Genomic DNA, 14,643 nt, shown 5'->3' with positions numbered 1-14,643 from the left:
CCCTCGTCGCGGTCCGCGGACGGCGACGCACAGCCCTGGCGTCGCTCGCTAGAATCGTCGGGTGACCCCCAACGAGCTCTCCGAAGCGCTGAGCGCTGCCCTGGCCTCCGCCGTCGCCGACGGCACCCTCGCCCTGCCCGCCGACGCGGTCCCCGCGTCGGTCCACGTCGAGCGACCCCGCCAGCGCGAGCACGGCGACTGGGCCACGAACGTCGCCCTGCAGCTCGCGAAGAAGGCCGGCGTCGCCCCGCGCGTCCTGGCCGAGGACCTCGCGCAGCGCCTCGCCGCGCACCCGGGCATCAAGTCCGTGGACATCGCGGGGCCGGGCTTCCTGAACATCACGCTCGACGCGGCGGCCGCGGGCGAGCTCGCCCGCACGATCCTCGCCCAGGGCGCGACGTACGGTAACAACGACTCCGAGGCCGGCACGCGCATCAACCTGGAGTTCGTCTCGGCGAACCCCACGGGCCCCATCCACATCGGTGGCGTGCGCTGGGCCGCGGTCGGCGACTCGCTGGCCCGCGTGCTCCAGGCCTCGGGTGCCGTGGTCGAGCGCGAGTACTACTTCAACGACCACGGCGCGCAGATCGACCGCTTCGCGCGCTCGCTGCTCGCGCGCGCCAAGGGTCAGGACGCCCCGGAGGACGGTTACGGGGGGCAGTACATCTCGGACATCGCGGAGGCCGTCATCGCCGACGCGATCGCCGCAGGCGACCCGGACCCGCGCACGCTGCCCGACGACGAGGCCCAGGAGGTCTTCCGGGCGCGCGGCGTCGAGCGCATGTTCGACGAGATCCGTGCCGCGCTGCACGACTTCGGCGTCGACTTCGACGTCTACTTCCACGAGGACTCGCTGCACGAGTCCGGGGCGGTCGAGCGTGCGGTCCAGCGCCTGCGCGAGGGCGGCCACGTGTTCGAGGCCGACGGCGCGACGTGGCTGCGCACGACCGACTTCGGTGACGACAAGGACCGCGTCATCATCAAGTCGGACGGCGAGGCCGCGTACATCGCGGGCGACATCGCGTACTACCTCGACAAGCGCGAGCGCGGGTTCGACGACGTCATCATCATGCTCGGCGCGGACCACCACGGGTACGTGAGCCGCATGATGGCCGTGTGCGCGGCGTTCGGCGACGAGCCGGGCAAGAACCTGCAGATCCTCATCGGCCAGATGGTCAACCTGGTCAAGGACGGTCAGCCGGTCCGCATGTCCAAGCGCGCCGGGACCGTCGTGACGCTCGAGGACCTGGTCGACGCCGTGGGCGTGGACGCCGCGCGCTACTCGCTCGCGCGTTCGTCGACCGACTCGAGCATCGACCTGGACCTGGACCTGCTGTCCAAGGCGACCAACGAGAACCCGGTCTTCTACGTGCAGTACGCGCACGCGCGCACCGCGAACGTCGCGCGCAACGCGCAGGCGCACGGGGTCTCGCGGTTCCGTGAGGACGGGAGCGAGGCCTTCGACCCGTCGCTCCTGACGCACGAGACCGAGTCGGTCCTGCTCGGTGCGCTCACCGAGTTCCCGCGCGTCGTGGGCCAGGCGGCCGAGCTGCGCGAGCCGCACCGCGTCGCGCGCTACCTCGAGGCGCTCGCGGGCGACTACCACTCCTGGTACCACGAGTGCCGTGTGACGCCGTTGGGCGACGAGGAGGTCACGGACGTGCACCGCACGCGCCTGTGGCTCAACGACGCGACGCGTCAGGTGCTCGCCAACGGCCTCGGCCTGCTGGGCGTGTCCGCGCCGGAGCGCATGTGAGCGCGTCGGCAGGCCCGACGACGCCGCCCGCCTTCTCGCCGACCGGCACCTACGTGCCGGGCGAGCCGTGGTCGAGCGGCGTGCGCCGCGGGCCCGACGGCGCGCTCACGGTCGCGGGGGTCGACGTGCGTGAGCTCGCGGTCGCCCAGGGCACCCCGGCCTACGTGCTCGACGAGGCCGACCTGCGCGAGCGGGCGCGGTCCTACCGTCGGGCGTTCGAGGCCGCGTTCGCCGAGGTCGGCGCGGGCGTCGACGTGTACTACGCGGGCAAGGCGTTCCTGTCGGTCGCCGTGGCCCGCTGGGTGCACGCCGAGGGCCTGCGGGTCGACACCGCGACGGGCGGCGAGCTCGCGGTGGCGCTGCGCGCGGGCGTGCCGGGCGAGCACATCGGCCTGCACGGCAACAACAAGTCCGACGCGGAGATCGCGCGAGCGCTCGAGGCTGGCGTGGGCCGGATCATCGTCGACTCGCTCGTCGAGGTCGAGCGGGTGGCTGCGGCGTCCCGGGCGCGGGGCGGGGCTCCGGCCCCGGTCATGATCCGCGTGACGACGGGTGTGCACGCAGGTGGGCACGAGTACATCTCGACCGCGCACGAGGACCAGAAGTTCGGGCTCTCGCTCGCGACCGGTGGCTCGGTCGCGAGCGCGCCGGGCGCGCAGGTCGAGGACAGCCCGGCCATGACTGCGCTCCTGGCGGTGCTCGCGCACCCCGAGCTCGAGCTGCTGGGCATCCACTCGCACATCGGTTCGCAGATCCTCGACCCGTCGGGCTTCGAGGTCGCGGCGCGCAAGGTCCTCGAGCTGCGGGCCGCGCTCGCGGAGCGTACGGGCTTCCTCGTCCCGGAGGTGGACCTGGGCGGTGGGTACGGCATCGCGTACCTGCCGGGCGAGGTCGCGCTCGACCCGGACCGCATCGCGAAGGACGTCGCGGCCTCGGTCGCGGCCTCGTCGGCGGACCTCGGCACGCCCTTGCCGCGCTTCTCGATCGAGCCGGGCCGTGCGATCGTCGGGCCCGCGGGCCTGACGCTCTACACGGTCGGCACGGTCAAGCCCGTGCGGGTCGGCGGGCCGACTGGGGACGGCGAGGCCGAGAGCACGACCGTGCGCACGTACGTCTCGATCGACGGCGGCATGAGCGACAACATCCGCCCGGCGTTGTACGGCGCGGACTACCACGCCGAGCTCGCGAACCGGCTCTCGGACGCCGAGCCGGTGCTCGCACGCGTGGTCGGCAAGCACTGCGAGAGCGGCGACATCGTGATCCACGACGTGCTGCTCCCGGGAGACGTACGGGCCGGCGACCTGCTGGCCGTCGCGGCGACGGGCGCCTACGGGCGGTCGATGGCCTCGAACTACAACCACGTGCCCCGGCCCCCGGTCGTGGCCGTGACCGACGGCGAGGCCAGGGTCCTGGTCCGTCGCGAGACCGAGGACGACCTGCTCGCGCTCGACCTGGGCTGACGCCCGCCGGGCCCGGGGCGTGGCGCCTCGCGGCCCGGTGCCCACGCACCCGTATCCTGAGACGAGCGCCCAGGATCCGGGCAACCGGGCGAGGATCGACATGCTCAGGACCGACCGGTCGGGATGTGCGGCACCGGGTGCCGTGACCGGCCGGGCCGAGGGCCCTGCGACGTGATCGCGTCCGACAGGGCAGGAGAACGACGGCACCGCTGACCGTGCGGGCCGGGTGATGGAGGAGGAGCTTCGTGGGAGCCAGCCAGCAGGAGCAAGGTCCGCTGCGCGTCGCGCTGCTCGGGTGCGGCGTCGTCGGGTCCGAGGTGGCTCGGCTGCTGACGCAGCAGAGCGCCGACCTGGCCTCGCGCGTCGGGGCGCCGCTCGAGCTCGTGGGCATCGCGGTGCGGGACGCGTCGGCCCCGCGGCCGCTCGCCGAGTCGGTCGACCGCTCGCTCCTGACGGAGGACGCCGAGGGGCTCGTCGCGCGTGCCGACATCGTCATCGAGGTCATGGGCGGCATCGAGCCGGCCCGCGCGCTGCTGCTGCGCGCGATCGAGGCGGGCGCCGCCGTCGTGACCGCGAACAAGGCGCTGCTCGCCGAGGACGGCCCCACGCTCTACAAGGCCGCGGACACCGCGGGCGTCGACATCTACTTCGAGGCCGCGGTCGCGGGGGCGATCCCGATCGTCCGCCCCGTCCGCGAGTCGCTCGCGGGCGACAGCGTGCGCCGCATCCTGGGCATCGTCAACGGCACCACGAACTACGTGCTGGACCAGATGGCGAGCACGGGCATGTCGTTCGACGACGCCGTGCGCCAGGCCCAGGACCTCGGCTACGCCGAGGCCGACCCGACCGCCGACGTCGAGGGCTTCGACGCCGCGGCCAAGGCCGCGATCCTCGCGAGCCTCGCGTTCCACACGCGCGTCTCGCTCGAGGACGTCGCGCGCGAGGGCATCACGCGGATCACCGCCGACGACGTCGCGTGGGCCGCGCAGACGGGTCACGTCATCAAGCTGCTCGCCATCGCGGAGTCCGTGACGGACGACGACGGCTCGCACGGCGTCTCGGTGCGAGTGCACCCGGCGCTCGTGCCGCTCGCACACCCGCTCGCGGGTGTGCGCGGGGCCTTCAACGCGGTCTTCGTCGAGGCCGACGCGGCGGGCGAGCTCATGTTCTACGGCCGCGGTGCGGGCGGGGCGCCGACGGCGTCCGCCGTGCTCGGCGACGTCGTGTCCGCCGCCCGCCACCGCGTGCTCGGCGGCAAGGGGCCCGAGGAGTCGACCTACGCGGCCCTGCCGATCCTGCCGGCCAGCACCGCGGTCACGCGCTACCAGGTCCGTCTCGCGGTCGACGACCGCCCCGGCGTCCTCGCCCAGGTCGCCCAGGTCCTGGCGTCGAAGGGCGTCTCGATCGAGGCAGTGCGCCAGCCCTCGGAAGCCGCCGCGCCCGGGGCCGAGGACACGCACGGCGCCGACGACGGTGCGACCGGCGTCGCGCACCTGGTCATCACGACCCACGCCGCAGCGGAGGCCGCGCTCGCCGCGACGGTCGACGCGATCGCGGTGCTCGAACCCGTCCGAGAGATCACGTCCGTCCTGAGAGTCGAGGGAGCCTGATGGCCCACCAGTGGCGAGGCATCATCGCCGAGTACGCCGACCGCATGCCCGCCCACGTCACCGAGCGCATCGTGACGCTCGGCGAGGGTGGCACGCCGCTCGTCGAGGCGCCCGCGCTCTCGGCCCGCACCGGGGCGCAGGTCTTCCTCAAGGTCGAGGGCATGAACCCGACCGCGTCGTTCAAGGACCGCGGCATGACCGCGGCGATCTCCTCGGCAGCAGGCCGGGGCGCGAAGGCCGTGGTGTGCGCCTCGACGGGCAACACGTCGGCCTCGGCCGCCGCGTACGCGACCAAGGCCGGCATGGTGTGCGCCGTCCTGGTCCCGGACGGCAAGATCGCGATGGGCAAGCTGAGCCAGGCGATCGCGCACGGCGCCAAGCTGCTCCAGGTCGACGGCAACTTCGACGACTGCCTGGTCGCGGCCCGCAAGCTCGCCGAGGCGTACCCGGTCGAGCTCGTGAACTCGGTCAACCCGGACCGCATCGAGGGGCAGAAGACCGGTGCGTTCGAGATCGTCGACGCACTGGGCGACGCCCCGGACATCCACGCGCTGCCCGTGGGCAACGCGGGCAACATCACCGCGTACTGGAAGGGATTCCGCGAGTACGCGGGCCTGGGCGACCCCGACGCCCCGGGGGCTCACCTGCCCGCGGTCTCGACGAGGACCCCGATCATGTGGGGCTTCCAGGCTGCCGGTGCCGCCCCGATCGTCGCGGGCCACCCCATCACGCACCCCGAGACCATCGCGACCGCGATCCGCATCGGCAACCCTGCCTCCTGGGCGCAGGCAGAGGCCGCGCGCGACGAGTCGGGTGGCGTCATCGAGGCCGTGACCGACCAGCAGATCCTCGCGGCGCACCGCATCCTGTCGGCCGAGGCCGGCGTGTTCGTCGAGCCCGGCTCGGCGGCCGGTGTCGCGGGCATCCTCGCGCGGGCCGAGCGCGGTCTCGTGCCCGCGGGCGCGCGCATCGTCGTCACGGTCACGGGCCACGGCCTCAAGGACCCGCAGTGGGCGCTCAAGACGCTCGACGGCGCCGACGTGACGCCGACCCGGGTGAGCGCCGACGTCGTCTCGATCGCCGACGCGCTCCAGCTCGGCTGACCCTGCGCCGTCCGTCCCGTCCGTCCCCGACGTCCCCGTAGCTCCCCGAAGAGAGGTCCCGCGAGATGCAGCTCGGAGCCGACCATGTGCGCGTGCGTGTGCCCGCGACGAGTGCGAACCTCGGCCCGGGCTTCGACGCCATGGGGCTGGCCCTCGCGCGGTACGACGTGCTCGAGGTGCGCGCGCTCGGCAACGGCGACGTGGTCGTCGACGTCGAGGGGGAGGGGGCCGGTGAGGTCCCGGGTGACGAGCAGCACCTGGTCGTGCGTGCCCTGCGCGCCGCTCTCGACCTGGTCGGCGCACCGCAGACGGGGCTGCACCTGACGGCGACCAACGCGATCCCGCACGGTCGGGGTCTCGGTTCCTCGGCCGCCGCGGTGGTGGCAGGGATCGTCGCTGCGCGCGCCCTGGTCGCGGACCCGGCGGCCCTCGACGACGCGACCGTGCTGCGGCTCGCGACCGAGTTCGAGGGCCACCCCGACAACGCCGCTCCCGCGATCCTCGGGGGTGCGACGATCGCCTGGACGACGACGGTCGAGGGGGCGCACGCGGTGCGCCTCGACGTCCACCCGGACATCGAGGCGACCGTGCTGGTCCCCACCGTCCGGCTCGCGACGAGCCGCGCTCGTGGCGTCCTGCCGGAGACCGTGCCGCACGCCGACGCCGCGCTCAACGCGGGGCGTGCCGCGCTGCTCGTCGAGGCGCTGACCCGTTCGCCGCAGCACCTGTTCGACGCGACCGAGGACCGGCTCCACCAGGAGTATCGCGCGGGTGTCATGTCCGCGTCGTGGGAGCTCGTGCGCGCGCTGCGTGCCGAGGGTCTGGCCGCGACGATCTCGGGTGCGGGACCCACGGTCCTGCTGCTGGGAAGGGTCGAGGACCGCGACCGGGCGGACGTCGTGCTGCGCGACCTGCTCCACGGGTCGGACCAGTGGCGCGCGTATCGTCCGGGCATCGACCAGGGGGGCGTGCGCTCGGAGCGCGTCCTGGGCTCGACGGGCCTCCCGGAACCGTCGCCACGGCAGGTGCGCTGACCGGACGTCGACCCCACGTGGAGCCCTGGGGGGGACTGGTCCTGCGGGGGGCTACGGATGGTAGAATCCATTGAGCCTTCGCAGGTTCGTGATGATGCCTCGGTGATTCCTCGACGATTCTCCGCCGAGTCCCCGGGCATCGGCAGAGCAACCACTGACTGCGACTCATACCCCGCGAGAAGGCAATCCAGCCCACGTCAGCTGACGTCGTCGTACCACTGACGCGTGGTTCCACTGCGTTCCGGCCGTCACGTGCCGAGCGTCGATCACCCGCGGCCCACCCCTCGCACAGAGCAAGTGGGCGCAAACGAGGGGAAGGGTCCTTCGTGACAGACACCACCGACACCGCCCGTGCAGGCGCACTCTCGACGCTGCGCCTCCCCGAGCTGCAGGCACTCGCCTCGCAGCTCGGTGTGAAGGGCACGTCCAAGATGCGCAAGAGCGATCTTGTCGACGTCATCCGTTCCACCTCCGGCGAGAAGAGCGCTCCCGAGCGCACCGCCGGGGCGTCCTCCGCCGCGCGCCGCGCGCCCGAGAGGGACACCCAGACCGAGAAGGTCGTCGTGCAGCCTGCTGTCGAGGTTCCCATGCGCACGGCGACCGAGAACGTCGAGCGCACCGAACGCCCCCGCCGTGAGCGGGGCCAGCGTTCAGCACGCGCCGACCAGGCCGCCGACATCGTCGCCCCGCTCCTGGAGCAGGGCAGCCGTGCCGCGCGCGTCGACGCCGACCGCGCCGCCGGGGGAGAGACGCCGGACGAGCGGGCTGCCCGTGCAGCCGCCGCCGTCGGCCTGGTCACGGGTGCCGCCCCCGAGCGGGGTTCGCGTCGCGCCGGACGGGGCGCCGGTGCCCCGCGCGGCGGCGAGGGCGAGACCGCTCGCGAGTCGGCTCCCGAGACTGCCGGAGCAGGCAACGGGCGCCAGGAGCGCCAGCGCGACCAGCAGGGCCAGCAGGGCCAGGGCGAGCGCCAGAGCGGCCAGAACGGCCAGCAGGAGCGTCAGGGCGGTCAGCGTCAGCAGGGTCAGGGCAACCAGCAGGGCGGCCAGCGCGACCAGCAGGGTCAGGGCAACCGTCAGGCCGACGAGTACGACGAGCGCGGCGGACGCCGCCGTCGTGGGCGCGACCGCAACCGCGACCGGGACCGCAAGCGCGGCCGTACCCGCGGCGGGAACATCGACGTCGTGGGCCTCGACGAGATCGAGGTGTCCGAGGACGACGTGCTGCTGCCCGTGGCAGGCATCCTCGACGTGCTCGACCAGTACGCGTTCGTGCGGACCAGCGGCTACCTGCCCGGTCCGAACGACGTCTACGTCTCGCTCGGCCAGGTCAAGAAGTCGGGCCTGCGTCGCGGTGATGCGATCGTCGGGGCGGTGCGGCAGCCCCGCGACGGGGAGTCGTTCCAGCAGACCGGTCCGCGCAACCAGAAGTTCAACGCGCTGGTGCGGCTCGACTCGGTCAACGGCATGTCTCCCGAGGCGGCCCGCAACCGAGCCGAGTTCAACAAGCTGACCCCGCTCTACCCGCAGGAGCGTCTGCGCCTGGAGACGGGCGAGGTCGGTCGTCTCACGCCGCGCGTGATCGACATCGTCGCCCCGATCGGCAAGGGCCAGCGTGGTCTGATCGTCGCACCGCCCAAGGCGGGCAAGACGATCATCATGCAGCAGATCGCGAACGCGATCACGACGAACAACCCTGAGGTCCACCTCATGGTCGTGCTCGTGGACGAGCGGCCTGAAGAGGTCACCGACATGGAGCGCACGGTCAAGGGCGAGGTCATCGCCTCGACGTTCGACCGCCCGGCCTCCGACCACACGATCGTCGCCGAGCTCGCGATCGAGCGCGCCAAGCGGCTCGTGGAGCTGGGCCAGGACGTCGTCGTGCTGCTCGACTCGCTCACGCGACTGTCCCGTGCGTACAACCTCGCGGCCCCGGCCTCGGGACGCATCCTGTCCGGTGGTGTCGACGCCTCGGCGCTCTACCCGCCCAAGCGCTTCTTCGGCGCGGCGCGCAACATCGAGAACGGCGGGTCGCTCACGATCCTCGCCTCGGCGCTCGTCGAGACCGGGTCCAAGATGGACGAGGTCATCTTCGAGGAGTTCAAGGGCACCGGGAACATGGAGCTCCGGCTCTCCCGCTCGCTCGCGGACAAGCGCATCTTCCCGGCCGTGGACGTCAACGCGTCCGGCACGCGCCGCGAGGAGATCCTCATGCCGCAGGACGAGCTCCGCATCGTCTACAAGCTGCGCCGCGTGATGGGTGCGCTCGACCAGCAGCAGGCCATCGAGCTGCTGCTCGGCAAGCTCAAGGAGACGAAGTCGAACGTCGAGTTCCTGCTCCAGGTGCAGAAGACCACACCTGGCGGCATCAACAACGACGAAGAGGTCGGCCGCGCCGTCTGATCCACCGTGGGCCGCTCACCCCGAGAGAGCGGCCCACGGATTTTTCGTGTGCCGGACCTGTCTGGCACAATGTCCTGTTGGTTTCCCCGTCTCCGGTTCACGGCTGCTGTCCGCAGGCGACCCGGGGGCAACCCACTGAGGAGAGTCCTGTGAAGGCTGATATCCACCCCGAGTACGTCGTGACCGAGGTGACCTGCACCTGCGGTTCCACGTTCGTCACGCGCAGCACCGAGAAGTCCGGGCGCATCTCGTCCGACGTCTGCTCGGCCTGCCACCCGTTCTACACGGGCAAGCAGAAGATCCTCGACACCGGTGGCCGCGTGGCCCGCTTCGAGGCTCGTTACGGCAAGAAGGCCGCCGACAAGTAGCGACTCTCCAGCGCCGGTGGTCCGGGCGTCCGTCAACCTCTCCAGGGGCAGGCGGCGTGCCCGTTCCACCGGCGCTGTCGTCTTTCCCGGAGCGAGCGCGCCGCACCACGCGGCACCGCACTGAGCCGCGATCAGCCGTCGTCAGCCGCACGGCCCCAGCCACCCACCCCTCTCGTCAGGACACCTCGTGACCGAGTCCTTCGCCGCCGTCGAACACCTGCTCGCCGAGCACGCAGAGATCGAGACGCTGCTCGCCGACCCCGCGGTCCACGCGGACGCCGGCCGGGCGCGCACGCTCGGGCGCCGCTACGCCGAGCTGGGCCAGGTCGTCGCGGCCTACCGCGCGTGGCGCGACGCGACCGACGACGCCGAGACCGCGGCCGAGCTCGCCTCGGAGGACAGCTCGTTCGCCGCCGAGCTGCCCGCGCTCCAGGAGGTGGCTGCGGCCGCGACCGAGAAGCTGCGCCGGGTGCTCGTGCCGCGCGACCCCGACGACGGGCGCGACGTGATCCTCGAGATCAAGGCGGGCGAGGGCGGCGAGGAGTCGGCGCTCTTCGCGGGCGACCTGCTGCGCATGTACCTGCGCTACGCCGAGCGCCGGGGCTGGAAGACCGAGATCATCGAGGCCACGGACTCGGACCTCGGCGGCTACAAGGACGTCCAGGTCGCGGTCAAGGCGCGAGCAGGTTCCACCGACCCTGCCGACGGGGTGTGGGCCAACCTCAAGTACGAGGGCGGCGTGCACCGCGTCCAGCGCGTGCCCGTGACCGAGTCGCAGGGCCGCATCCACACCTCGGCCGCGGGCGTGCTCGTGTTCCCCGAGGTCGAGGACGCCGGCGAGATCGAGATCGACCAGAACGAGCTCCGCATCGACGTGTACCGGTCCTCGGGCCCGGGTGGGCAGTCGGTCAACACGACCGACTCCGCGGTGCGTATTACGCACCTGCCCACGGGCATCACCGTCTCGATGCAGAACGAGAAGTCCCAGCTCCAGAACCGCGAGCAGGCCATGCGCGTGCTGCGCGCCCGGCTCCTGGCCGCACGCCAGGAGGAGGAGGCCGCCGCTGCGAACGACCTGCGCCGCTCCCAGGTGCGCACGGTCGACCGTTCCGAGCGCATCCGGACGTACAACTACCCGGAGAACCGGATCGCGGACCACCGCACGGGGTACAAGGCGTACAACCTGGACCAGGTCCTCGACGGTGACCTGGAGCCCGTGATCCGTTCGGCCATCGACGCCGACGAGGCGGCGCGCCTCGCCGCCGCGGCGTCGTGACCTCTCCGGTGGTCCCGCCGTCCCCGTCCGGTGACGGTCCCGCCCTCGCCCTGCCCGACGACGTCTCGCGCCTCGTGCGTGACGCGGCGGCCCGCCTGGGTCGCGCCGGGATCGACACGCCCCGCGTGGACGCCGAGCTGCTGCTCGCGCACGCCGCGGGCGTCCCGCGCGAGCGCGTCGTCTCGGCGGCGGTCATGGGGCGCCCTGTCTCGTCGTTGCTGCCGACCGCCGCGGCGCCGACGGCTGCCGGGGCCGAGGCTCTCCCGGCCCGCACCGTGCGCACCGTGCTCGACGAGCTCGCGCGTCTGCTCGACGCCCGCGCCGAGCGCGTGCCGCTCCAGCACCTCGTCGGGACCGCCCCCTTCCGGCACCTCGACCTGGTCGTGGGACCCGGCGTCTTCGTGCCGCGCCCCGAGACCGAGCAGGTCGCGCAGGTCGCGATCGACGAGGTTCTCCGCGTCGTCGCCCGGGGCTCCGAGGGGCCGGTCGTCGTGGACCTGTGCACGGGGTCGGGCGCGATCGCCCTGGCCGTCGCGACCGAGGTCCCGGGCGCCCGGGTGCACGCGGTCGAGCTCGACCGTGACGCGCACGCGTGGGCAGAACGCAACGTCGCCCGGACGCGCGAGGCGAGCGGCGCCGTCGTGCACCTGGTCCGGGGGGACGCGCGGACGGCGCTCGCCGAGCTCGACGGGTCGTGCGACGTCATCGTGTCCAACCCGCCGTACGTGCCGCCCGACGCCGTCCCGCGCGACCCCGAGGTCGCGCTGCACGACCCCCGGGTCGCGCTCTACGGGCTCGGCGAGGACGGCCTCGAAGTGCCTCGCGGGGTGACCCGCGCGGCCGCGCGGCTCCTGGCCCCCGGCGGCCTGTACGTCATGGAGCACGCCGAGGTGCAGGCCCGTTCCGCGCGCGACATGGTCGCCGCGACCGGTGCCTTCGAGGACATCAGGACGGCCGACGACCTCACGGGCAGACCACGTATGGTCGTGGCCCGGCGCGCACGCCCGACGAGCGAGCCAGCCCCCGCACCAGGGGACCCTTCGGACATGGAAGACTGAGAAGCGTGAGCTCTGTGCACCCCGTCACCGACCCGAACACCTGGGGACCGTCGATCGACGAGGCGGTGAACGCCGTCTCGCGAGGTGGCCTCGTGGTCCTGCCGACCGACACGGTCTACGGGATCGGGGCCGACGCGTTCGACGCCGAGGCCGTCGCGGCCCTCCTGGCCGCGAAGGGACGCGGACGGCAGATGCCGCCGCCCGTCCTCGTCCCCGACCTGCGGACCCTCGACGGGCTCGCGACCGACGTGCCCGACGACGCGCGCGCCCTGGTCGAGGCGTTCTGGCCCGGCGGCTTCACCATCATCCTGACCGCGCAGCCCTCGCTCGCGTGGGACCTCGGCGAGACGCACGGGACCGTCGCGCTGCGCATGCCCGACCACCCGGCCGCGCTGGCCCTGCTGCGCCGCACGGGACCGCTCGCGGTCTCGAGCGCCAACTCCACGGGCCTGCCCGCCGCGCTCGAGGTCGACGACGCCCAGGTGCAGCTCAGGGAGTCGGTCGCGGTCTACCTCGACGGCGGCACCGCGCCCGGGGGAGTGGCCTCGACCATCGTCGACGCGACGGGGCCCCACCTGCGGGTCGTGCGTGAGGGCGCCGTCTCGCTCGAGCGCCTCCGTGAGGTCGCGCCCGTCCTGGGGGTCGGCGAGGAGCCCGCCGGCGAGGAGCCTGTCGACGAGCCGGCCGGGGCGGTCGACGAGGTCGCCGGGACCGGGGGCCTGCCGACCGACGAGGACGCGCCCTCCGACGAGACCGAGCCGACGAGCGGCCCGGAGGCGAACGGCGGGTGAGGGTCTATCTGCTCGTCCTGCTGATCGCAGCGGCGGTCACCTACCTCCTCACGCCGCTCGCGTACTGGATCGCCGCGAGGACAGGGGCCATCACCGCGGTCCGCGACCGCGACGTGCACACCATCCCCACGGCCCGCCTCGGCGGGCTCGCGATGACCGCAGGGCTCGTCGTGGCCGTGACGTTCGCCTCGCAGATGCCCTTCCTCGACGGTGTCTTCGCGATCGACGACCGGGCGTGGGCGATCGTCGGGGGCGCGCTCATCGTCTGTCTCCTCGGCGTCGCGGACGACATCTGGGACCTGGACTGGATGACGAAGCTCGCCGGTCAGGTCCTCGCGGCCCTGTTCATCGCCTGGCAGGGCGTGCAGCTCGTGACGTTCCCCATCAACGGGCTGGTCATCGGCTCGTCCCGGCTCTCGCTCATCGTCACGGTACTCGTCGTCGTGGTCGCGATGAACGCCGTGAACTTCGTGGACGGCCTCGACGGCCTGGCGGCGGGACTCATCGCGATCGGTGGCAGCGCCTACTTCGTCTACACCTACAGCCTGACCGTCGCCGCGAGCCCCACCGACTACTCGAACCTCGCGACCCTGGTCATGGCGGCCCTCGTCGGCATCTGCCTCGGGTTCCTGCCCCACAACTTCCATCCTGCCCGGATCTTCATGGGCGACTCCGGCTCGATGGTGCTCGGCCTCGTGCTCGCGTCCGCGGTGATCGTGGTCACCGGGAGCATCGACACGGGCATGGCCTCGGACCCGAGCCGCCAGCGCGAGCTCATCCCCATCCTGCTGCCGCTCGCGGTGATCCTGCTCCCGCTGCTCGACATGGTCCTCGCCGTGGTCCGCCGGGTCGGGACGGGCAAGTCGCCCTTCCACCCGGACCGGCTCCACCTGCACCACCGGCTCCTCGCGCTCGGCCACTCGCACCGGCGCGCGGTCATCATCATGTACGTGTGGACCGCGGTCTTCGCGTTCGGTGCGGTGGCGCTCGTGCGCTGGCCCGCCGAGAACGTCGCGATCGGACTGGTCGTGGCCGTCGTCGTGGCGGCGATCCTCACGCTCGGCCCGCTGCGGACCCGTGGCCGGTTCCTCGACGACGACGCGGTCACCGCGCCCGAGGGGATCCCGTCCGCACCCCCGCCCCGCCGGGTCGCGGTGGCGAGCGGGCCCTCGAAGGTCGTCCCTGCGGCGACGCCGACCACCCCTGAACCCCCGACCGACCCGTTCCGCGCCCACCCCGAAGGACACTCACGATGACGACCCCCGCACCGCAGACTCCCGACGAGCCGACGAGCGACCAGGCGCCGACCGGGGTGCCCTCCACGGGACCCGACCCCGAGCAGGTCTCGGCCGACGCCGTGGGTGACGCGGTCAGCGCCGTGTTCCGGACCGCGCTGCGCGACACCCTGCTGCTGCTCGGGGGGCTCCTCGTCCTGGGCGTCGGGCTCGGGGCGCTCCTGGCCGGCACCGCGGGCGTCTGGGGCGCGCTCATGGGCGTCGCGATCGCGCTGGTGTTCTCCGGCACGACGATCGTCGCGATGGCGCGCACCGCGCGCTCGACCCCGACGACCACGGCGGCGGTCGTGCTGGGCAGCTGGCTCGTCAAGATCGTCCTGCTCGGGATCGTGCTCGCCGTCCTGCGCAACTACGAGTTCTACGACCGCGTCGTCTTCGCCGTCGTGCTCCTCGTCGGGGTCATCGGTTCGGCGCTGCTCGACTACCGGGCGGTCGACCGCGGCCGTATCCCGTACGTCGCACCGAAGGCCTGACCCGTCCCCTGGCGCGCCCG

The 14,643-nt window shown here is 73.0% G+C and carries 12 protein-coding genes; all 12 read left to right on the top strand.

Annotated features, from left to right (window positions below; all coding sequences use genetic code 11):
• Positions 1-61 precede the first annotated feature (61 nt).
• Positions 62-1,756, top strand: coding sequence for an arginine--tRNA ligase (argS, locus tag IE95_RS0102090; protein WP_030149972.1), 1,695 nt, complete (start codon positions 62-64; stop codon positions 1,754-1,756).
• Entirely contained in the window at positions 1,753-3,216 is a 1,464-nt protein-coding gene (lysA, locus tag IE95_RS0102085) for a diaminopimelate decarboxylase (protein ID WP_084689708.1), read from the top strand. Before argS ends, lysA begins: the two co-directional genes overlap by 4 nt.
• Positions 3,217-3,461: 245 nt before the next feature.
• The gene (locus tag IE95_RS0102080) at positions 3,462-4,826 is read left to right on the top strand and encodes a homoserine dehydrogenase (protein WP_030149970.1); all 1,365 of its coding nucleotides are present in this window, start codon (positions 3,462-3,464) and stop codon (positions 4,824-4,826) included.
• Positions 4,826-5,929, top strand: a complete 1,104-nt coding sequence (thrC, locus tag IE95_RS0102075; protein WP_030149969.1) for a threonine synthase — start codon at positions 4,826-4,828, stop codon at positions 5,927-5,929. The genes IE95_RS0102080 and thrC overlap by 1 nt, the downstream gene beginning before the upstream one ends.
• A gap of 65 nt (positions 5,930-5,994) precedes the next feature.
• Positions 5,995-6,963 (top strand): homoserine kinase, encoded by a 969-nt coding sequence (gene thrB / locus IE95_RS0102070; protein WP_051702599.1) that lies wholly within the window; start codon positions 5,995-5,997, stop codon positions 6,961-6,963.
• Between the two features lie 326 nt (positions 6,964-7,289).
• Positions 7,290-9,362, top strand: coding sequence for a transcription termination factor Rho (gene rho, locus IE95_RS0102065; protein WP_030149967.1), 2,073 nt, complete (start codon positions 7,290-7,292; stop codon positions 9,360-9,362).
• Between the two features lie 149 nt (positions 9,363-9,511).
• Positions 9,512-9,730: a 50S ribosomal protein L31 gene (rpmE, locus tag IE95_RS0102060; RefSeq protein WP_030149966.1), complete on the top strand. Its 219-nt coding sequence runs from the start codon at positions 9,512-9,514 to the stop codon at positions 9,728-9,730.
• 187 nt (positions 9,731-9,917) lie between these two features.
• Positions 9,918-11,006, top strand: a complete 1,089-nt coding sequence (gene prfA, locus IE95_RS0102055; protein WP_030149965.1) for a peptide chain release factor 1 — start codon at positions 9,918-9,920, stop codon at positions 11,004-11,006.
• A gap of 50 nt (positions 11,007-11,056) precedes the next feature.
• Positions 11,057-12,064, top strand: coding sequence for a peptide chain release factor N(5)-glutamine methyltransferase (gene prmC / locus IE95_RS0102050; RefSeq protein ID WP_051702642.1), 1,008 nt, complete (start codon positions 11,057-11,059; stop codon positions 12,062-12,064).
• A 5-nt stretch (positions 12,065-12,069) separates the two neighbouring features.
• Complete coding sequence (locus IE95_RS0102045) at positions 12,070-12,855, top strand: L-threonylcarbamoyladenylate synthase (RefSeq protein WP_420819369.1); 786 nt, start codon at positions 12,070-12,072, stop codon at positions 12,853-12,855.
• Positions 12,852-14,111 carry an MraY family glycosyltransferase gene (locus tag IE95_RS0102040; protein ID WP_084689707.1) on the top strand — a complete coding sequence of 420 codons (1,260 nt, stop codon included), beginning with the start codon at positions 12,852-12,854 and terminating at the stop codon, positions 14,109-14,111. Before IE95_RS0102045 ends, IE95_RS0102040 begins: the two co-directional genes overlap by 4 nt.
• The gene (locus IE95_RS0102035; protein ID WP_240666297.1) at positions 14,108-14,623 is read left to right on the top strand and encodes a Cg1360 family ATP-synthase-associated protein; all 516 of its coding nucleotides are present in this window, start codon (positions 14,108-14,110) and stop codon (positions 14,621-14,623) included. Before IE95_RS0102040 ends, IE95_RS0102035 begins: the two co-directional genes overlap by 4 nt.
• Positions 14,624-14,643 lie beyond the last annotated feature (20 nt).

This window comes from Oerskovia turbata, from assembly GCF_000718325.1.
GTDB classification, from domain to species: Bacteria; Actinomycetota; Actinomycetes; order Actinomycetales; family Cellulomonadaceae; genus Oerskovia; species Oerskovia turbata.
Note: the sequence above shows the minus strand (reverse complement) of the source record. Positions and strands in the feature narration are given on the sequence as shown.

Coding starts and splice junctions, on each gene's coding strand:
- IE95_RS0102035 (WP_240666297.1), top strand. CDS start 14,108: ATGACGACCCCCGCACCGCAGACTCCCGACGAGCCGACGAGCGACCAG.
- thrB (WP_051702599.1), top strand. CDS start 5,995: ATGCAGCTCGGAGCCGACCATGTGCGCGTGCGTGTGCCCGCGACGAGT.
- thrC (WP_030149969.1), top strand. CDS start 4,826: ATGGCCCACCAGTGGCGAGGCATCATCGCCGAGTACGCCGACCGCATG.